Genomic DNA, 18208 nt, shown 5'->3' with positions numbered 1-18208 from the left:
GGTAGACTGAAGCGTCACCGACGAAGGAGGACATCATGAGTTCCACCGATGATGCGGCCCAGGCCAGCGCCGAGGAAACCAAGCGGAAGTTCCGCGAGGCCCTCGAACGTAAAAAGCAGCGTGCCCAGGGAGGCGAGGACCACCTCGATTCCACCGGGAGCGTGCGCCAGACCCAGGGCAAGGCGCCGAGTCAGCGCCAGTTCCGCCGCAAGGCCGGCGGATAGGTCTCCGCACACAAACCGCCACGATCCAACACGGACCGTGGCGGTTTTGTCTTGCTCCAGCGACAAACCCACGCGCCGCAAAGCCGGCGGATAGGTCTCCGCACACAAACCGCCACGATCCAACACGGAACGTGGCGGTTTTGTTTTGCCCACCGCGCGACGAACATGTTCGTTCCTGAGAGTTCACCCCACGCGCCTGGACGAACGAACGTGTTCGCTCTATGGTGTGAACATGACATCATCCGTTGGCAGTCGCCGTGAACGCCCCGCTAAGCCCCCGCTGTCACGGGAGTGGATCATCGCCGAAACGATCAAAATCGCCCAGACCGAGGGCCTCGCCAAGGCCACCATGCGTCGCGTGGCAAACGCCCTCGACACCGGGCCCGCATCCCTGTACGTCTACATTTCAAACACCGCGGAGCTGCATGCGGCCGTCACCGACGAGCTGACCGGCACCCTGCCCGAGGATCCCGAGGGCACCTGGGCCGAACGGCTGGAGGCGCTGCTCGGTGCCTACAGCCAGCTGCTCTTCAGCTATCCCGGGTTGGCCCGATCCGCACTCCAGCTGCGTCCCATGGGTCCCAACACGGTGAAGCTGTTTGACCGCGTGCTCGGCCTGCTTCTGGAGGGCGGCGTCGCCGCCGACCGGGCAGCCTGGGGTGCCGACATCCTGGTGCAGCATGCCACCGCGAGTGCCGCCGAGCACAGCGCACCCGCCCCCGAGGACGCCTATGCCGGGGCCTTCGCCCCCGATGTGGTGGCCTCCATCAACACAACCATCCGCGAGGCCGATGCGCGCGAGGTCCCGCACGTTGCCGAACACGCCGAACTGCTCCTCTCGGGCACCCCCGATCAGCGAGCCTCCTGGGCCATTCGCGCACTGATCGCCGGCATCACCGCCACCCCACTTCCCCGCTGAGTCGAACGAACTTTCCGGACGCGCACCGCGCCGTCCCGGAGTCTCGACCGCACACCCGTCTATTTCAAAGGAACACCCTCATGACGACACACTTCCCCATCGTTATCCTCGGCGGCGGCCTGGGCGGCCTCACCGCCGCCCGCATCCTGCACCTCGGCGGCATCGAGGCGGCCGTCTTCGACCTGGAACCGGACCGTCACGCCCGCGTTCAGGGCGGCATGCTGGATATCCACACCTATAACGGCCAGCTGGCGATCCGCGCGGCGGGCCTCTGGGAGCCCTTCACCGACCTCATCCACCCGGGCGGCGAGTCGATGCGTATCCTCGATCACACCGCGACCGTGCTGGTCGAGCAGGAGGATGACGGCGAGCTCAACCGTCCCGAGGTCGAGCGCGGCCAGCTGCGTGATCTGCTGATCGATTCCCTCCCCGAGGGCACCATCCGTTGGGGACGTAAGGCTCGCTCGGTGCGTGAGGTTCCCGGACATCCCGGACGTCACGCGATCGAGTTCACCGATGGCAAGATCATCACCACCGACCTTTTGATCGGCGCCGATGGAGCCTGGTCTAAGGTACGCCCGCTGCTCACCGATCTGACCCCGTCCTATACCGGCATCTCGTTCATCGAGGCCGACCTGCACGACGCCGATGCCCACCACCCGCGCGAGGCCGCGGCGATGGGCGGTGGCATGATGATGTCCTTCCGCGGTAACACCGGCATCCTCGGACACCGCGAAACCGACGGCTCACTGCACACCTACGTGGGATTCCAGGTCCCCGAGTCCTGGATCGACACCGTCAACTGGAACGATGCAGCCGCCGCTACCGCCGCGGTTCTGGATCGACTGGAGGGCTGGGATGAGTCGCTGCGCGGCCTGATTGCCCACGCCGACACCACCCTCACCCCGCGCCGAGTCAACGCCCTGCCGGTGGGCATCAGCTGGGACCGCGTCCCCGGGGTGACCCTGCTGGGCGATGCGGCGCACGTGATGAGCCCCTTTGCCGGCGAGGGTGCCAACATCGCCATGTACGACGCCTCGGAGCTGGCCCGGGCGATCATCGATCACCCGGGTGACACCGAGGCCGCCGGAGATTCCGCCGAGAGTCTGGAGATGATGTTCAGCGCGGATTCCCCGCGCCCCCTGGTCGAGATGTTCACCCGATTCGCCGGAGAGGACGAGCCCGGCGAAGACGAACCCGGCGTAGGCGAGGCCGGGGCGTAAGTGCCGAGATCGGACCGGCCGAGATCGGAAGCCCCGGCGTAAAACAGCCGGGGAAGACGATCGCGAAACGGTCGTCCCGACAGCGAGCCGCGGCTAGACCCGCGGCACCACGTCAATCGCGCCGGTTTCGGTGCGTTCGGGCTCATTCGGGGTGAAGGTCCAGACGATCGCACCGACCATGAGCAGCGCCCCGGTCACGGCAAACGCCGGGCCGAAGCCCACCAGGTCGGCCAAGGCACCGATCACCAGCGGACCGATCACCGCGCCGAGGTCGGACACCATCTGGAACGTGGCCAAGACCGGTCCACCCCGGTGGTGCCGCCCCACCACATCGGCCACCACGGCCTGCTGCGAGGGCGCGCACAGTCCGGTTCCCACCCCGGCAATCGCACAGAGAACCAGCGAGATCACCAGGTTGTCGGCGAATCCGAACAGCGCGGTGGCGACCCCGGCCAGGGCCATGCCACCGATGATAAAGGGACGGCGACCATAGCGGTCGGACCAGCGTCCGGCGGGCAGGATGATCGCCGCGTTGCCCAGCGCGAAGGTGGTCAGCGCCAGGGCCGCGGCCGATGCGGTGCCGGGGAAAAAGGCGGCCATGACCACCGGGACCAGGGCCACACGCACCCCGAAGGCGGTCCATCCGTTGGCAAAGTTGGCGGCCACGGCGGCACGGTAGGGCTTGCGGGCCCAGGCGGCGGCGAGGGTCAGGACGGGGCGCACATCCACGCCGGTCCCGGCTACGCCGCCGGGCTCGGTCCCCACGGGAACCTGAACCCGACCAAGCGCCAGCGCCACCACGGCGCAGGCTGCAAACAGTGCGATCGCGTAGATCACAAACGGTGCGTGGAGCCCGAAGGGCGCGGCCAGGGCACCGAGGATCGGTCCGGCCACACCACCAATCAGGAAGCTGCCCGAATACAGGCTGGAGATGCGGGCGCGCATGCTGGCCGGGCTGATCCGAATCAGCAGGCCCATCGCCGACACGGTGAACATGGTGGACCCGATACCGGCGACCGCGCGCAGCGCCACCAGCTGCCAGTACTCCCCCGCAAACGCGCAGGCACCGGTGCTGATCGCCACGATCAGCAGGCCCGAAATGTAGATGTGCTTCTCACCGAAGCGCTGGACGAGCCAGCCCGATGCGGGGGCGAAGATCAGCCGCATGGCGGCAAACACACTCACCACCGCGGAGATCTCGGTGTTGCCCACGCCGAAGCGCTGGGCGTAGAGCGGCAGCACGGGCGCGACGATCCCGTACCCCAGGGCAATCACAAATGAGGCGGCTACCAGCACCCATACTTCGCGCGGAACGGCGGAACGATGCGGCACGGCACCCCTTCTTCGGAAATCAAACAATCTCCTCAGAATACCGCTCGTTAGGGTGGTGCCGTGCCGGGGTGTCGTGACTAGTGCTGGTCCGCGTCGCCCGCGGCAACCTCCGCCTTGGGCTTATTGCGCGACTTCACCAGGCTGGCCACGGTGGCGATTGCCATCGAGGCGAGGATGACCGCAAGCGAGGTCCAGGTGGAAATCTCCGGAGCCCACTCGAAGCTCTGTCCGCCGTTGATGAAGGGTAGCTCGTTCTCGTGCATCGCGTGCAGCACCAGCTTCACGCCGATGAAGGCCAGGATGAAGGCGATTCCGTACTTGAGGTATTCCAGGCGCTCGAGCAGGCCGCCCAGCAGGAAGTAGAGCTGACGCAGACCCATCAGCGCAAACACGTTGGCGGTGAACACGATGAAGGGGCTCTGCGTGATGCCGAAGATCGCCGGGATCGAGTCCAGGGCGAAGAGCAGGTCGGTGGTACCGATCGAGATGAACACGATGATCATCGGGGTCCAGTAGCGACGCCCGTTGATCGTGGTGCGCAGCTTGTTCTCGTCGTAGTCGTCGGCAACCTTCATCCGCTTCTTCAGCCACAGCGTGAAACGGTTATCCTCCTGCTCGCCGTCGTGGCCAAACGCCTGCTGCCAGGCGGTGTAGAGCAGCCAGGCACCAAACAGGTAGAAGATGAAGGAGAAGTTTTCGATCAGCGCGGCACCGGCCAGGATGAAGACACCGCGCAGCACCAGGGCGATGATGATCCCCACCATCAGCACCTCTTGCTGGAACTTTCGTGGCACCGAGAAGCGGGCCATGATGATCACAAAGACAAAGAGGTTATCGATCGAGAGTGAGTACTCGGTGAGCCAACCGGCCACAAACTGGCCGGCAAACTCGTGTCCGGCAAGGAAGTACATCAGGACCGCAAAGATCAGGGCCAGGGCCACATAGAAGCTCACCCACAGGGCGGATTCCTTCATCGAGGGAATGTGCGGGCGCTTGGTGACGATGAGCAGATCGGCCACGAGGACCAGGACGAGAACCACACACGTGATGATCTCGAAGAGAAGCGGTAACTGGGGGTGCATTTTATCCTTCACGATGATGCCCGGGTAGGGCAAAGCCGTGAAAGTCTCTCCCGCAGTTAGATAACTGCCGCCGCGCCCGGACCCACCGTCGTGGTGGATCGTGATGACGATCGCGGCGTGATGGGATACTCCCCTTCGCGTGGATCAGCATATCGTATCCACCGCGGCTTGGACAGCCGGAGATAAGCGAGGCTCCGATTACCGCTCTCCCCCGTCGGCGTATCGGAGCCTCGCGAACCGGGAAGCTTCCCCCGAAGCTCCCGCGTTCAACGGGCCGCGAAGGCCCATCTCGCTGAAGCTACCGCGTGAGTGTGTGGGTTCCCTCCATGTCCGGAAGCGAATATTCGCCATACCGGGATGGCGAAGGCTAAACGTCGAGGGTGGGCGGCGCCTGACGCGGCCGCGAGGACTGGACCGCTCCGGCACTCGCACACACGATCAGCACGATCGCCAGCGCCTCAAACAGCCCCAGGGTTTGCCCCAGGACAAACAACCCGGCAAGGGCGGCCACGACCGGGCCCAGGGACATCAGCACAGAGAACACGGCGGTGGGCAACCGACGCAGCGCGTTGAGCTCGGCCGCGTAGGGAATGGTGGAGGACATGATCGCGATCAGCAGTCCCAGCGCCAGGATCTGCGGGGCAAGCACCGAGCCTCCGGAGGCGATCAGGCCGAAGGGCAGGATCATGACCGCGCCGATGGTCATGGCGATGGCCAGGCCGTCCAATCCCTGGAAACTCGCCCCGGTGCGGGCCGAGGTCACGATGTAGAGCGCCCACATGACGCCGGCCGATAGGGCAAGCAGCACGCCGATCGGGTCCATGGTGCCCCAGCCTCCGTGTCCGAGGAGCGCGACACCGGCCAGCGCCAGCGCCGCCCAGAGCCAGCGCATGCGGCCCCGCCCGGTAATAACCGAGAGCGTCAGCGGTCCGAGCACCTCGATGGCGACGGCCGGACCCAGCGGGATGCGATCGATCGCCAGGTAAAACAGGGTGTTCATGAGCATCAGCGAGAACGCGAAGCCGACAACCGTGAGCCACTGAGCTCGGGAGCGCCCGCGCAGGCTGGGGCGCGCGATCAGGAGCAGCAGAATCGCCGAGAACCCCATCCGCAGGGCCACCATGCCCAGAGCCCCGGTCTGCGGGAACACCAGGATCGCAAAGGCCGCACCGACGTCCTGGCAGGCCATCCCGGCGAGAACCAGGGCCACACCGGTCAGACGACCCTTGGATGATGCGGCGGCGCTCATTCAGATTCCTCACTCGATGATCGGGCCGCGTCATCGGGTGAGCATCGGCGCAAAGCAAAACTCCCCCGGATGAACCGAGGGAGTTTTAGTGTGGTGATCCCAACGGGATTTGAACCCGTGCCGCCGCCGTGAGAGGGCGGTGTCCTAGGCCGCTAAACGATGGGACCGAACTACCTGATAAGTATGACACACAACCACCGCCGGGCAAAAATCCGGCGTGTCGCCGACGCTCGCACCCCGACAAACACAAAGCGGGTTTTCATCCGGAGATGAAAACCCGCTTTAGTGGTGATCCCAACGGGATTTGAACCCGTGCCGCCGCCGTGAGAGGGCGGTGTCCTAGGCCGCTAAACGATGGGACCGAACACAGTCATGTACACATCACTGCTATGTAACTTCGTTTTACCTGCTCACACCCCGATTGCTCGAGGTGATTGCGATGGTGATCCCAACGGGATTTGAACCCGTGCCGCCGCCGTGAGAGGGCGGTGTCCTAGGCCGCTAAACGATGGGACCGAAGCAACGTGTAAAAGTATGCCACGGGATTCGAGGTGGACACAAATCGAGCCGCAACACGCCCCGTCAGCGGGCGTGTTTGGGGACCTTTTGCCACGGATCCGGGCAGGGGTTTTTGCGGCAAAACCAGCCAAAACAGTTTTCGGCGACACACCCGTGGGCGTGTCGCCGAAGCTGGCGTGGAGGGAGAGGGATAGGGAGGTCGGAGGCTACCCGGGGGCTAGTTGCCGTCGAACGCGCGGTTAACCTCGCTGAGCATCGGCGGGTTCGCCCCGGGCCACTCGCAGGCGAGAGACGCGGCGGCGTTGGCGAAGCGGAGGTGTTCGATCCACTCGGTGGGTCCCTGGCGCAGCAGCGCGGCGGGGTCCTTGCCGACGCCGCTGAGCAGGCGGTAGAGCAGGGCGGCCACGAAGGTGTCGCCGGCGGCCACGGTGTCCACCACGGTGGTGGGGCGCGCGGGTACGTCCACCGGTCGGACGCCCGGGCGGTACAGGCTGACCCCGTCGCCTCCGCGGGTGAGGACCACGGCGCGCGAGCGGGACCAGATTTCGGCAACCTCGCCGGGCAGGCGGTCGGGGTAGAGCCAGCGCAGGTCTCCCACGCTGGTCTTGACGATGTGGGCCGACGCGACCAGGCGGGAGACCCGCTCGTGCTCGCGTTCGCGGGAAACCCCGAGGCTGGGCTGGAGGTTGAGGTCGAAGGAGATCAGGGTCTTGCCGGCGGCGAAGATTTTCTCGACGTGATCGGCGATGACCGAGGCTCCCGGTTCCATGATCGCCGCGAGCGATCCGAGGTGCAGCGCGCGGGCGCCCTTTCCGAGCGAGGCCAGTTCGGCGTCGGTCCACTGCCAGTCGGCGGTGCCGTTGATATAGAAGGAGTATTCGGCCGCTCCCCCCTGCCCGCGATTGGCGACGGCGACGGAGGTGGGCTCGGAGGCCTGAACGCAGTCATCGAGGGCGACGCCGTTTCGACGCAGGTTTTCCCCGACGAGGGCACCGAAGCGGTCGTTGCCGAGGCGTCCGAAGAAGCGGGTGTTGATGCCGAGTCGGGTCAGCGCGATCGCGACGTTGGCCGGGGCTCCTCCGGGCGTGGGACGGTATCGCCCATCCGCCTCTTGAATGAGATCAATCAGGGCCTCGCCCACTACCGCTACAACCACGAACGCTCCACTTCATCTCGCGAGGCTACCGGGTGGTATCCGCGATCCCTCTGAGTATATCCACCCCGAGATTCCGCGAACTGACAGCTGTCTGCGATCGCCGCACACACGTCCGTTCTGTTCCCCGCAATGACACCCGCTCGGACTAGCCTGGGTGCATGACACTGACACTTGGATTCATCGGACTCGTTACCTCGGACATGCCCGCGGCCCTGGCCTTCTATCGTGCTCTCGGGGTCGACATCCCCGCCGGCGCGGAATCCGCGCCCCATGTGGACGCGGTCCTTCCGGATGGGACCACGCTGGCCTGGGACACGGTCGAGGTGATCCGCTCGTTTGATCCGAATTACGCGGTTGCGGGCGGCGGACACCGAATCGCCCTGGCGTTTGCCCATGAGACTCCGACCGAGGTGGATGCCACCTTCGCCCGGCTCGAGGCCGCCGGATACCCGGGTCACGTGGCACCGTGGGACGCACCCTGGGGTCAGCGCTATGCAACCATCCTGGACCCGGATGGCAACTCGATCGACCTCTTCGCACCGCGTTCCGAGGCCTAGGGTCCTGCCCCGACGTGTCGATGATACGTCGGGGCAGGGGCCTCGGCACGCGTTAGGCGCCGCGGCGGCGTAGCAGGATTCCGCCGCCGGCGAGCAGCAGGATCAGGGCGAGCATGGCTGCCGCACCGATCAGTCCGGCCGGCGCACCGGTGTCACCGAGCCGGCCGCCGGGAGGATTTGTTCCTCCAGCGGCCGGGGTTCCGGGTCCGGCGATGATCGTCGGGGAGCCCGGGGTCGGCGAGGCCGACGGGTCCACCGGTCCTCCGGTCGGCGTGACCGATGCCGACGGCGTCGGCGAGGGGGTATCCGGTCCACCGGTCGGAGTGGGGGTGGGCGTTGGCGTCGGCGTCGGCGTCGGCGTCGAGAAGATCGTGTTGTGGATCGTTGCCTCGGCGACGGGCTCCTGAACGGTGTCCCCCGTTTCGGCCGTCAGACGCACCCGGAATTTACTGAGGTCGGTGCCCGAGGGGAGCGTGCCCACCACGACGGGGAACGTGGTCGCCGTGGACGCCGGATCCAGGGTGATGATCTGCGAGTGCGCGATGTAGTCGCTTCCCGCCGTCGCGGTTCCGTTTTCGGTGGCCGCCGTGGCGGTCGCGGGAAGCTCGCCCGGTGTGACCACGCGCACGGTGAAGGTCGCGTTGGCACCGGCCGTGACCGGTCCCCCACCCTCGACGGTGAGGACCCAGCGCTGCATCTCGACCGCGCCCACATCCCCCGCGACACCCGAGATTCGCGGCTTCCCGCGCTGATCGGTGCCGAGCGGGCTCGTGTCCGCGGCGGTGTCCAGCAGCGGAGAGGTCGCGTTCAGCAGACGCACCGGCAGTCCATTGGCGGCGGGCGCGAGGGGTGCGAGTCCCAGGTCGGCCGCGGCAATTACCCGGTTTCCACTGGGGAACTCGGGCACGTTCACGGTGAAGACGCTGTCGGCGGCGGTGTGGGTGGCCTTCACCACGTCGAACATCTGCGTGGTCCCGCTATCGATCACCGTATTGGTGAGGTGCGCGGTCAGCGAGGCATTGTCGGGGGTGTTGAGGGTGCCCTGAATGGTCGAGTGATCGATATCCACCACGGTGTCGGAGATCTTTCCCTGGTGCTGCTGGAAGAAGGAGAACAGACGGGTATCGGGGAAACCCTGAATCGTCGAGTTCTCGATGACCACGCGGTCGTTCACCGGAACACCGCCGAGACCGGGGGTGTTGACATCGGAGTAGAGAATGGGTGCCGGGGTCGCACGGATGATCGAGGTTCCCGACAGGCGCACACTTGGGCCGCGCTGCTGGTTCGGGGCAAACACGTTCCCGAATCGAATGGCGCCGCCCACCGGGGAGAAGGTCGAATCGGTGATCACGCTGTCCCGAAGATCAAGAGCCGGGGAATCACCGGGGCGGGTCGCGAAGATCGCCCCCACGCGGATGGCCGCATCACCGATTTCACCGTTGCCGATGTGGGTAAATGTGGTGCGCTCGACCAGCAGATTACTACCCGCGGACCCGTCCACGCCCGCCACGAGAATGCCAAAGTTTCCCTGGCCCGAAAACACCGAGTCACGCACCACAAACGGGGTTCCGGGCTGAACCGCCCCGGCCCCCAGGCCGATGTCCCCACCGGTGAACGTGACGCGTTCGATCAGCACCGGGCTGCTCGGCTCCTCGGGCACGATCGAGCGAATAAAGCCGGTGAGATCGGAGTCTCGAACCGTCAGGCTTCCGGCCCCACTCAACGCCTGAATACCGATCGCCTGCGGCTGGGTGCCGCCGACGTTGATCCCCTCAAACGTCAACCCCGCACCGGAGGTAACCCGAATCAGCGCGTTCGGGTTTTGCGGCAGGGACGAGTGCACGGTGGGACGCGAACCCCCGGCCCCACGAATGGTCAGGGTGGTCGATACCTGAAGCTGCCCCTGAGAGATGGGGATGTCCCACCCCGCGGGAATCTCGATCACATCCCCCGACTGCGCCTGGGCAAGGGCCGAGCGGAGGGAACCCGCGTCCCCGTCCACGGTCGTGGTGACGGTCAAGGTGGCCGCCTGAGCCGGAAGGACCGCGGCGAACACACTCGCGCCGACGATAAGGACGGTGGCGGAGCATGCCGCAACCAGTTTTTTGAACACCAGGACCCCTTTTCAATACGAACTATATTGATTCGGAATCTACCAGCGCGACACGCCGATCGCACTAGCGCGCGATGATCGTTATCCTCTCTCCACTTTTCGGGGCGACCACGACCTCACCGCGACCCGGTCCTCGGGACGCCCCTGCTCTGGGGAATATCCAGGTTTGGGGCGGCCAGGTGTTAGGGGGCAACCACCGTCAGGTCCACATCCCATCCGAGGCGATAAGCGCGATCGTGCAGGGCCTGAGCGTTGGCCGCGGTCACCGCTCGCGTCACATCCTCCGGGTAGTACGCGCGGATTCCGGCGGGCGGCACGAAACGACCGCCGAGGGCATCGGCCCCCGATTCACGGGCGCTCCACCAGCGGTCCAGCGCACGCTCCACGGCAACCTCGGCGGGAACCTCGACATCATAGATGATCAGCTGCTCGTACCCGAACTCATCCAGCTCGGCCAGCAGTGCACCCACGTAGTCGATGCTGGAGAGGGTGCCGTGGATCACGATGTTCTCGCCGTCGATCAGGCATGCCTCGCGCATCGCATCGGCAATCGCCGTGGATTCGGCGTGCACAAACCCGGCCAGCTCGCGCGGCATGATCGGGCGGCCATCCTCCAGGGTCGTGTCCAGCCAGTGATTCAGCAGGCCACGTTCCCGGGCGTCCACCAGGAGGGCGTCCTTGAAATCATCGGCGTCGATGTCGCGGAACCCGGCCAGGCGCGGGTCGCTGGCCAGCGCCGTTGATTTTCCGGCCCCGGGCGGACCGGCGGTCACCACGGCGGCGAGCACTCCCCCGAAGGATCCGGGGTTGCGGTCGCGGGCGGTGGCGATGAGGTCTTCCTGAAAACGCAGTCGGGAGGTGTCGTAGAGAAAGCCGTCGCCAAAGATCCAGCGGGTCGAGGCGTCCTCGCGGTCGCCCCAGGGATTGTCGAGTCCGTCGCGCTGCAGCACCCGCTCCAACTGTGCGGCAACCCGCTCGCGGGCGGCGCTCACCGGGCCCTGCGCCGCGCGGCGGCCTGGCGCACGGCCTCATATTCGGCCTCGGTAATCAGCCCGTCCCGCAGCACGGCCATGAGCTGGCGGGCCGTTCCGGTGGCGCTCGCGGCACCGTCGTAGGCCCCCCGGGTGCCCGGGGTGTGAGCGGTGAGGCTCAGGGCGCTCAGCTTGCGGATCATCTCCTCGGTGGTGATCGTGCCGGACTGGCGATCCAGGACGATGTCGCGCAGATCAACGGATCCGCGGTACAGCTCGCGGCGGGCAAGGCGCCGGGTAATCTCCTCCACCGGAACCTCAAGCCGATCGGCAATCTCCTGCGCGCTGCAGCCCTGATCGGTCAACGCAAACACCCCGCGGGTAAAGCGCAGCTCGGCAAACCCGCGACGCTCGTTGCCCGGGCCCCAGGGACCACCCTCGCGGCGACCGCGGCGGCGATCACCGAACTCCTGCGTTCCGGGCTCGTGGGCACCGGGTTCATGCGCGCCGGATCCGTGGGTGCCGGGTCCGTGAGTGCCGGATCCTTGAGCATCGAGGCTGTGGACATCGGCCTGCTGCATCATCCGGCGAAGGTCGCGGCGCACATCCTCACCACTTCCGGGACGACGGCGCTCCCCCTCGCGACCCCAGGGCGGCGTGCGCCGCGCATCCGGGGTTCGCTCCGGCTTACGCCCCGGGGTGTTCTCCGAGTCGTTTTCCGGAGTCTGATCCTCGTTGTCCTGCTCGTGATCGGCCATGATGGCACCTCCACCCCCCGAATTTACCAGCGTTGCCATCCGGAGGCACCCTCGGTGCCGACTCTGCCAGCCCTGCCGACCAACGGACCGCTAGGCGATGCGGATGTGTTCGTCCCCAAGCTCCACCTCGGCCAGTGTCAGCGAGCAGGCCTACCGCGGCGCTTGCGGCAGAAATGAACGGATCGCCGCGAGCATCATCTCCTTCTGGGCGTCTACATTTGCGCGATCCACCGGACGCTCGCGCAGTATCTCTTCCAAACTAACGTTCATGCTGCCCTCCTTAATTCCCAGACGACTCCAACGCTCGACCCAAAAGGACGGCCGGAACCCTAAAACCCAGGTGTCTTATGAGCCCACGCTAGGCGCGGAAGCTCGTGGTTTTCGGGGAGCCCGGAACTGGGGGCAGAGAATTTCAGTGTGTTAACGCTGGCTTAACCGGTCATCACGTTGAATGGGGATACAACCACAGAAGGTCACCCAATGTCCGTTCTTCCCAGCTCCGCCGTCTCCGACGTTTTCGCCTGGTCGCTCGAAATTACGTGCGGCACCACCTCGGTGGTTTCCATCCCATTGCCGATGGACACCGCCGCCGAAACCTCCGGCACCCTGCCCGAGCGGTTCGCCCCGACCAGCCATCTCGACAACGCCGCCGTCCGGTTGCACTCGCCGCTCGCCGGCTCATAAGCCCCCGCTTCCCCGAGCGAACTTGGGATGAATCGGGATGAAGAGGATCCCCGGGTTTTCCCTCCCCCGGGGATCCGCCATTTAACCGGCGGTCGGCGGTCGGCGGTCGGCGGTCGGCGGTCGAGACCGTACTACTTCGCCGGGGCGATGCCCGGCGCGGTTCCCGCGGCAACCTTGGCCGCATAGTCGGCCACGGTGTCGTGGGCGATGGCCTCGCGCAGGGCGGGGATGGCGGCGGAATTCAGGTTGACGATGGACTGCTTATGGTCCGGGGACCAGCCAGTCCCGGCGGTGGGCATCGTGAAGTAGTGAATGTTCTCGGCCCGCAGATCGCGCAGGCTCAGTCCCAGCTCGACCATCGTTGGGAAGTCGAAACCCGAATCCACCGAGAGGAACTTCGAGGTCTCGGTCACGAAGTTGGAGATCTTGGTCGGATCGGTCAGCGTGTCCTTGCTCAGCAGCGCGGAACCCAGCGCCTGCAGGTACAGCTGCTGGTTGCGCACCCGCTGGAAGTCGCCGGTCGGGAAGGCATAGCGCTCGCGCACAAACCCGAGGGCGTGCACGCCGTCGAGGTGGTTCATGCCCTGCGGGAAGGTCATGTTCTCGTCCTTGCGGGTGAAGCCGGTTTCCACGTTGACGTCGACGCCGCCCAGGGCGTCGGTCATGCCGCGGAACCCCTCGAAGTCGATGATCGCCAGGTTGTCGATGCGCACCCCCAGCAGGGACTCCACGGTTTCCACCACGAGCGGGGTGCCGCCCCAGGCGAGGGCCGCGTTGATCTTGGCGTTGCCGTGGCCGGGGATCGGCACCCAGAGGTCACGCATGATCGACATCACGGTCATGTCCTTGCGGTTGGCCGCGATGTTCACCAGCATCAGCACGTCCGAGCGCTGATTGCTGCCGGTGTCCTCCCCGGCGATGGTGGCATCGCCGCGGGAGTCCGATCCCAGCAGCAGAATGTTGCGGGACCCGTCGGTGGCCTGCGGCGGGCGCGACTCCTCCTTGGGGAAGGTGTCGGCGCTGGGCAGTACGGTGACGTTGCTGTTATAGGTGTCGGCGAGGCTGGCGACATAAGAGCCGGCAATCGCGATGCCGATCAGCAGGATCGCCAGGATCGAAGAGGTGGACCACACCACAATCTTGCGGGTGCGGGTCCACGGTTTCTTCGCGGCCCTCCGCTCGGCGCGCGTGGGCACCTCGGTCTCGGCGGTGGAGAGTAGCTCGTCAATGGGGGAATTCATGTTCGGGATGTCCTTCGGGTGGTTAGAGAAAGTGATGCGGGGGTTTTATTGGGTGCCGCGCAGAGTGTCGCGCAGGCGGACGGCGACGTAGCGGAACAGCTCGATCGCTCGCACCAGGCCGCGGGAGTTTTGCTGCAGGAACGGGGAGAACGGCTCGGTGCCGGCGGCGGGGCGACCCACCGCCTGGATCCGCGCGTTGATCGCGCGCAGGTGGCGCTCGTTTTCCCACCAGTACCGCCAGGAGGGGAAGCGCGAGGCGATGGTGTAGCGAGCACCCACGCGGGTGTCCGGTACATAGGTACCGGGAGTCCAGGCGCGGGCGAACAGGTCGTAGTCCTCGCACCAGCGGATGCTGCCGTCATACCCGCCGCTGGCCAGGTACCACTCGCGCAGAAATGCCGAGGCGGTGTGCGGCACGGGCATCCGGCCGCGGCGGATCTGCGCATCCACCTCGGCGGCGGTTTCGGGGAAGCGCAGCGCATTGTGCGGGGTACCGTCGGGCAGCACCGAGGTGATCTGACCGTAGGTCACGGTGGCCTCGGGGTGGGCGGCGAAGATCGCCAGGTGGTCCTCGAGGCGGGTGGGTAGTGAGGCGTCGTCGGCGTCGGCAATCGCGATGATCTCGGCGCGGGCGGCGCGGATCGCGTGGTCCCGGGCGGCGGCCCGGCCCACGTTGCGGCCCAGGCCGATCACGCGGATGCGCGGATCGTTGAGCTCGCTGGCGATCAGGCCGCTGCGATCGCTCGATCCGTCGTCAAACACGACGATTTCGAAGTCGGGCATGGTCTGCACCAGCAGGGATTCCAGGGCGGCGCCGATCGTGGCCTCGTTGTTGTAGGCGGCCATGATGACGGAGATTTTGGGGGTGTTAGACACGGGCGGGTACTCGTTTCTTCGGGTTGAGGGTGGACGCGGCGACCTCTCCGGGGAGGCCGAGGGACAGGCCCACGAGGGCGCCCAGCGGGAGCATGACAAAGGGGTAGATGATGACGTTGTCGGTGGTGGCGGCCAGCGCCACGGCGACCATCGCAATGAGCGCGGCCCAGTGGATCGGGTTGTCGGAGTGCGCGGCCCGGCGACCGACCCGCCCGAGCAGCGCGGCGAAGCCCCAGACAAACAGGGCCAGGCCAATCACGCCGTAGTCGTGATAGAGGCGCAGGTACTCGTTGTGCGGGTGGGAGATGTTAGTGAAGTGGGCGGAGATCAGCGCACTCGCGCTGCCCGCACCGTTGCCGATCAGTGGGCTCTGCGCGGCGCTGTCCAGGGTCATTTCCCAGAGCACCGAGCGGCCCGAGGTATTGATGGTCAGCCCCCCAAAGTCGGCGGCGTTGTCCCCCTCGAGGAATCGTTCGCGCAGCGGCTCATAGGTGGTGACCAGCAGCCAGACGCCGACCAGGGCGATGCTCAGCGTGATGATCGCCAGCAGCAGCCGGTTGCCGCGGCGCAGGCGCACCACAAAAAAGGCAAACAGGGTCACGGCGATGACCGAGGCGGTGCGGGAGAGGCTGGAGACGATGGCCGCGGTGATGATGAACGGCGAGAGCCGCAGGATCAGGCCCGCGGCGGGCACGGCAATCGCGGTGGAGAGCAGGATCAGCGCGGTCAGCGCGAGGGCACGCTCATCGTAGATTTCGATGCCCGTGCCGAGCGCCCCGAGGAACACCAGCGAGACGATGATGCCGGTCCAGCGCAGCGCCGAAAGGGCACGCATCGCGCGCTCCGGAGTCACCCCCTGGGCGGCGAAGCAGATCCCCAGGATGAACATGGTGAACACCGCCACGTTTTGCAGGCCCTCGATCGAGGGGCTCAGCAGCAGGCGTCCGCCCGAGTAGGCAAGGAAGATGCCCAGTGTGATCGGCAGCACGCGCGGCCCGCGGGTTGCCCCCGCGCGGCGACGCAGGAGCAGCGGGATGCAGGCGACGAAGGCCACCGCAATCAGCAGCGTGATCGCCGCCGAGGCGGACACCGGACCCACCGACCAGCGGGCGGGCACGTTGATCAGCAGGGCGATCGCGCAGGCGAGCAGCACGATCCAGGGCACACGCGCCCGGATCGGCGCCGGGACGACCTCGGCGGCGGGCGTCGTGGGCGCGGCGATGTGGACGGCACCGTGGTTGATCACCCGGGCCTTTCCCAAGGGAAGTGCCGGGCGCAGCGGGCGGATCCGGCGCGAGGTCGTGGCGGTCATCGAATCTCACCCGCTCCGGTCAGGATCGCGGTCCAGGAACCGGCAAACGCCAGCTCGGAGAAGCCCGCCTCGAAGCGCGCGCGGGCGGCCAGTGCCATCTTTTCGCGCAGGGCAGGATCGCTCAGCAGGGTGCGCACGCGCGCCTCGAAGGCCGCGGTATCTCCGGCGTCCACCAGGAAACCGGTTTCGCCGTCGATGATCAGATCGGGGATGCCTCCCACGCGGAAGGCGACCACGGGGATTCCGCAGGCCATGGCCTCGATGATGGTCAGGGGCTGTGCCTCGATCAGCTCGGAGGTGAAGGCCAGGCAGGTGGCACCGGTCAGCGCATCCCACTTGGTCTCCCCCGCCACCGCGCCCATCCGGGTGATGGCGTGGGAGGCGTCGGCCTCGCCGATGCGGGCGTCGATGGTTTCGGCCAGCGCCGCGTCTCCGGCGGGTCCGGCCAGGGCAAAGGTGCTCGGCTGGCCGCCCCGGAACAGGGCGAGTGCGATGGTGACAAACACATCGGCCCCCTTTCCGGGAATGATGTTGGAGAGAAACAGGACGTTGGCGGTGCTGGGCGGGCGCGGGGTCAGGGTGTCCGGCAGGCCGGTCGGGGTGTTGGCGATGCAGACCACGGTGGTTTCGGGCCGCGCCACAAACGGGGCCACATCGGCGACCAGGGTCGGCCCGAGGGTCACGATGCGGTGCGCGGAACCGAGCAGGCGGCGGACAAAAAAGTTCCAGAGTGCGCCGCGGGCGGCCAGGTCCCGGAAGCCCACGGTGTGGATATAGAGGACGGTCCGGGCCCCGCACAGACGCAGAATTTCGGAGACGACCCAGTCGACCAGGAAGGATCCGGTGCGGGTCGTGGCGAAAAACACCACCGCGCGCGGCTTCCAGGTGAGGATGGTCCACAGGGTGCGCCACCACAGGCCGATGGCCAGCAGAACCTTGCGCGCCGAGGCTTCCCCGACCTGACCGATGTCCTGGCTGAAGCGGCGATCCACCAGTCGGGTGGTCCAGCCGCTCCGGGCGAGGATATCGAGCAGTCGGGCGGTCATCAGGGTGCTGCCGTGCAGGGGCGGCGGCAGCTGGCTGATGACCATGACGCGGCTGTGCCGACCGTCCACGGTTTCGGGCTGTGCGGCACTCATTACGCGGCGACCCGCTTGGCGCGGGGCTTCAGCACGGCCCAGGAAAACACCAGGTTGCCGATCAGGTAGCGACGCCACAGCCGGCGCGGCTCGGAGGCGAAGCGGAAGACCCATTCCAGGCCGAGCTTGCTCAGGATCTCCGGAGCCTCCTTCTTGGTCCCGGCGATGAAGTCGAAGGCGGCACCGATCGCGATGGCGACCAGGCCCAGTTCCTCGGCGACACGCCGGGCTTCGGCATCCTGCTTGGGGGTACCGAGACCCACCCAGACAATGTCCGGACGAGTCTGTCGGATCAGCTCATCCTGGGCGGCCAGCTCGGTCTCGCTCAGCGCACGGAAGGGCGGGCTGTGCACGCCGGCGACGATCATGCCCGGGTAGCGGTGTTCGAGCTCGGCGGTCAGCAGGGCCAGGGTTTCGGGGGTGTTCCCCAGGAAGAAGTGGCGGAGCCCGGTGGCGCGGCCCTCGTTAATCACGTTTTCAAACAGCGACGGTCCGCGCACCTGCGAGAGGTTGCTGCCCCTCTTAATGCGCGACGCCCACGTGAGCGGCTTGCCGTCGGGAAAAATTGCAGCGCTCTGCGCGAGCAGGTCGTGGTAGCGCTCATCCTGATGCGCGAGCGAAACCACAAACGCGTTGGCCAGGTGAATGTCGGCGGCCTCATGCTTGGCGGCGGCCTCACACACGGCGGTGGATGCGGCCTCGGGCGCAATGGCGCAGACGGGCAGTCCGGCGATGGCCGTGGTGGTGATGTTTTGCAGGCTCATAATTTTTTTCCAAACTTGAGTGGACATTTCGGGTTACCATCTAATATATTAGTAGTAAAGCACAAGACATGCTGAAGTATCAAGAGGCT

At 66.5% G+C, this 18208-nt stretch carries 17 protein-coding genes and 3 tRNA genes; 5 read left to right on the top strand and 15 right to left on the bottom strand.

The genetic code is table 11. The features are described 5' to 3' along the window. The first annotated feature begins 35 nt into the window (after window positions 1-35). From C7C57_RS05725 to C7C57_RS05715, 3 genes are all read left to right on the top strand, one after another. A complete protein-coding gene (locus C7C57_RS05725; protein ID WP_030148653.1) occupies window positions 36-224 on the top strand; it encodes a DUF5302 domain-containing protein in 189 nt (62 codons plus the stop codon). 232 nt (window positions 225-456) lie between these two features. Then, window positions 457-1143 (top strand): TetR/AcrR family transcriptional regulator, encoded by a 687-nt coding sequence (locus C7C57_RS05720; RefSeq protein ID WP_187977917.1) that lies wholly within the window; start codon window positions 457-459, stop codon window positions 1141-1143. Window positions 1144-1223: 80 nt separating this feature from the next. Beyond that, window positions 1224-2366, top strand: coding sequence for an NAD(P)/FAD-dependent oxidoreductase (locus tag C7C57_RS05715; protein ID WP_187977916.1), 1143 nt, complete (start codon window positions 1224-1226; stop codon window positions 2364-2366). Between the two features lie 93 nt (window positions 2367-2459). On the opposite strand, the gene C7C57_RS05710 is transcribed toward C7C57_RS05715, so the two are convergent. From C7C57_RS05710 to C7C57_RS05680, 7 genes are all read right to left on the bottom strand, one after another. Next, window positions 2460-3698 carry an MFS transporter gene (locus tag C7C57_RS05710; protein WP_187977915.1) on the bottom strand — a complete coding sequence of 413 codons (1239 nt, stop codon included), beginning with the start codon at window positions 3696-3698 and terminating at the stop codon, window positions 2460-2462. A gap of 77 nt (window positions 3699-3775) precedes the next feature. Continuing rightward, window positions 3776-4780, bottom strand: coding sequence for a TerC family protein (locus C7C57_RS05705; RefSeq protein WP_030148649.1), 1005 nt, complete (start codon window positions 4778-4780; stop codon window positions 3776-3778). A gap of 367 nt (window positions 4781-5147) precedes the next feature. Further along, on the bottom strand, window positions 5148-6029 hold the full coding sequence (locus C7C57_RS05700) for a DMT family transporter (protein ID WP_187977914.1): 882 nt from the start codon (window positions 6027-6029) through the stop codon (window positions 5148-5150). Between the two features lie 91 nt (window positions 6030-6120). Continuing rightward, window positions 6121-6196: transfer RNA gene (locus tag C7C57_RS05695), tRNA-Glu, on the bottom strand. A gap of 119 nt (window positions 6197-6315) precedes the next feature. Continuing rightward, window positions 6316-6391: transfer RNA gene (locus tag C7C57_RS05690), tRNA-Glu, on the bottom strand. A 78-nt stretch (window positions 6392-6469) separates the two neighbouring features. Continuing rightward, a tRNA-Glu gene (locus C7C57_RS05685) sits at window positions 6470-6545 on the bottom strand. A 220-nt stretch (window positions 6546-6765) separates the two neighbouring features. Further along, the gene (locus C7C57_RS05680) at window positions 6766-7704 is read right to left on the bottom strand and encodes a carbohydrate kinase (protein WP_030148647.1); all 939 of its coding nucleotides are present in this window, start codon (window positions 7702-7704) and stop codon (window positions 6766-6768) included. Between the two features lie 158 nt (window positions 7705-7862). On the opposite strand from C7C57_RS05680, the gene C7C57_RS05675 reads away from it, so the two are divergent. Next, the gene (locus C7C57_RS05675; RefSeq protein WP_187977913.1) at window positions 7863-8261 is read left to right on the top strand and encodes a VOC family protein; all 399 of its coding nucleotides are present in this window, start codon (window positions 7863-7865) and stop codon (window positions 8259-8261) included. Between the two features lie 52 nt (window positions 8262-8313). Here C7C57_RS05675 and C7C57_RS05670 read toward each other — a convergent pair whose 3' ends face one another. The 3 genes from C7C57_RS05670 to C7C57_RS05660 form a co-directional block, all read right to left on the bottom strand. Further along, entirely contained in the window at window positions 8314-10374 is a 2061-nt protein-coding gene (locus C7C57_RS05670; RefSeq protein ID WP_187977912.1) for a choice-of-anchor Q domain-containing protein, read from the bottom strand. A gap of 182 nt (window positions 10375-10556) precedes the next feature. Next, a complete protein-coding gene (locus tag C7C57_RS05665; protein ID WP_187977911.1) occupies window positions 10557-11366 on the bottom strand; it encodes a zeta toxin family protein in 810 nt (269 codons plus the stop codon). Further along, complete coding sequence (locus C7C57_RS05660; RefSeq protein ID WP_187977910.1) at window positions 11363-12103, bottom strand: hypothetical protein; 741 nt, start codon at window positions 12101-12103, stop codon at window positions 11363-11365. Before C7C57_RS05660 ends, C7C57_RS05665 begins: the two co-directional genes overlap by 4 nt. A 480-nt stretch (window positions 12104-12583) precedes the next feature. Here C7C57_RS05660 and C7C57_RS05655 point away from each other — a divergent pair, with 480 nt between their 5' ends. After that, window positions 12584-12787: a hypothetical protein gene (locus C7C57_RS05655; protein WP_187977909.1), complete on the top strand. Its 204-nt coding sequence runs from the start codon at window positions 12584-12586 to the stop codon at window positions 12785-12787. Between the two features lie 131 nt (window positions 12788-12918). On the opposite strand, the gene C7C57_RS05650 is transcribed toward C7C57_RS05655, so the two are convergent. From C7C57_RS05650 to C7C57_RS05630, 5 genes are read right to left on the bottom strand one after another with little or no spacing between them, the layout of a single operon-like run. Further along, the gene (locus C7C57_RS05650; protein ID WP_187977908.1) at window positions 12919-14028 is read right to left on the bottom strand and encodes an LCP family protein; all 1110 of its coding nucleotides are present in this window, start codon (window positions 14026-14028) and stop codon (window positions 12919-12921) included. A 45-nt stretch (window positions 14029-14073) separates the two neighbouring features. Then, window positions 14074-14904, bottom strand: a complete 831-nt coding sequence (locus C7C57_RS05645; protein ID WP_187977907.1) for a glycosyltransferase family 2 protein — start codon at window positions 14902-14904, stop codon at window positions 14074-14076. Further along, the gene (locus C7C57_RS05640) at window positions 14897-16216 is read right to left on the bottom strand and encodes an O-antigen ligase (RefSeq protein ID WP_187977906.1); all 1320 of its coding nucleotides are present in this window, start codon (window positions 16214-16216) and stop codon (window positions 14897-14899) included. Before C7C57_RS05640 ends, C7C57_RS05645 begins: the two co-directional genes overlap by 8 nt. Then, window positions 16213-17355 carry a glycosyltransferase family 4 protein gene (locus C7C57_RS05635; RefSeq protein ID WP_187977905.1) on the bottom strand — a complete coding sequence of 381 codons (1143 nt, stop codon included), beginning with the start codon at window positions 17353-17355 and terminating at the stop codon, window positions 16213-16215. Before C7C57_RS05635 ends, C7C57_RS05640 begins: the two co-directional genes overlap by 4 nt. Beyond that, a complete protein-coding gene (locus C7C57_RS05630) occupies window positions 17355-18119 on the bottom strand; it encodes a WecB/TagA/CpsF family glycosyltransferase (protein ID WP_187977904.1) in 765 nt (254 codons plus the stop codon). Before C7C57_RS05630 ends, C7C57_RS05635 begins: the two co-directional genes overlap by 1 nt. Window positions 18120-18208: the final 89 nt, after the last annotated feature.

The organism is Mycetocola sp. JXN-3 (assembly GCF_014522285.1).
Classification (GTDB): Bacteria; Actinomycetota; Actinomycetes; order Actinomycetales; family Microbacteriaceae; genus Mycetocola; species Mycetocola saprophilus.
This window is presented reverse-complemented; position numbering and strand designations above follow the sequence as displayed.

Coding starts and splice junctions, on each gene's coding strand:
- C7C57_RS05630 (WP_187977904.1), bottom strand. CDS start 18,119: ATGAGCCTGCAAAACATCACCACCACGGCCATCGCCGGACTGCCCGTC.
- C7C57_RS05650 (WP_187977908.1), bottom strand. CDS start 14,028: ATGAATTCCCCCATTGACGAGCTACTCTCCACCGCCGAGACCGAGGTG.
- C7C57_RS05655 (WP_187977909.1), top strand. CDS start 12,584: ATGTCCGTTCTTCCCAGCTCCGCCGTCTCCGACGTTTTCGCCTGGTCG.
- C7C57_RS05675 (WP_187977913.1), top strand. CDS start 7,863: ATGACACTGACACTTGGATTCATCGGACTCGTTACCTCGGACATGCCC.
- C7C57_RS05715 (WP_187977916.1), top strand. CDS start 1,224: ATGACGACACACTTCCCCATCGTTATCCTCGGCGGCGGCCTGGGCGGC.
- C7C57_RS05725 (WP_030148653.1), top strand. CDS start 36: ATGAGTTCCACCGATGATGCGGCCCAGGCCAGCGCCGAGGAAACCAAG.
- C7C57_RS05720 (WP_187977917.1), top strand. CDS start 457: ATGACATCATCCGTTGGCAGTCGCCGTGAACGCCCCGCTAAGCCCCCG.
- C7C57_RS05635 (WP_187977905.1), bottom strand. CDS start 17,355: ATGAGTGCCGCACAGCCCGAAACCGTGGACGGTCGGCACAGCCGCGTC.
- C7C57_RS05700 (WP_187977914.1), bottom strand. CDS start 6,029: ATGAGCGCCGCCGCATCATCCAAGGGTCGTCTGACCGGTGTGGCCCTG.
- C7C57_RS05705 (WP_030148649.1), bottom strand. CDS start 4,780: ATGCACCCCCAGTTACCGCTTCTCTTCGAGATCATCACGTGTGTGGTT.
- C7C57_RS05640 (WP_187977906.1), bottom strand. CDS start 16,216: ATGACCGCCACGACCTCGCGCCGGATCCGCCCGCTGCGCCCGGCACTT.
- C7C57_RS05660 (WP_187977910.1), bottom strand. CDS start 12,103: ATGGCCGATCACGAGCAGGACAACGAGGATCAGACTCCGGAAAACGAC.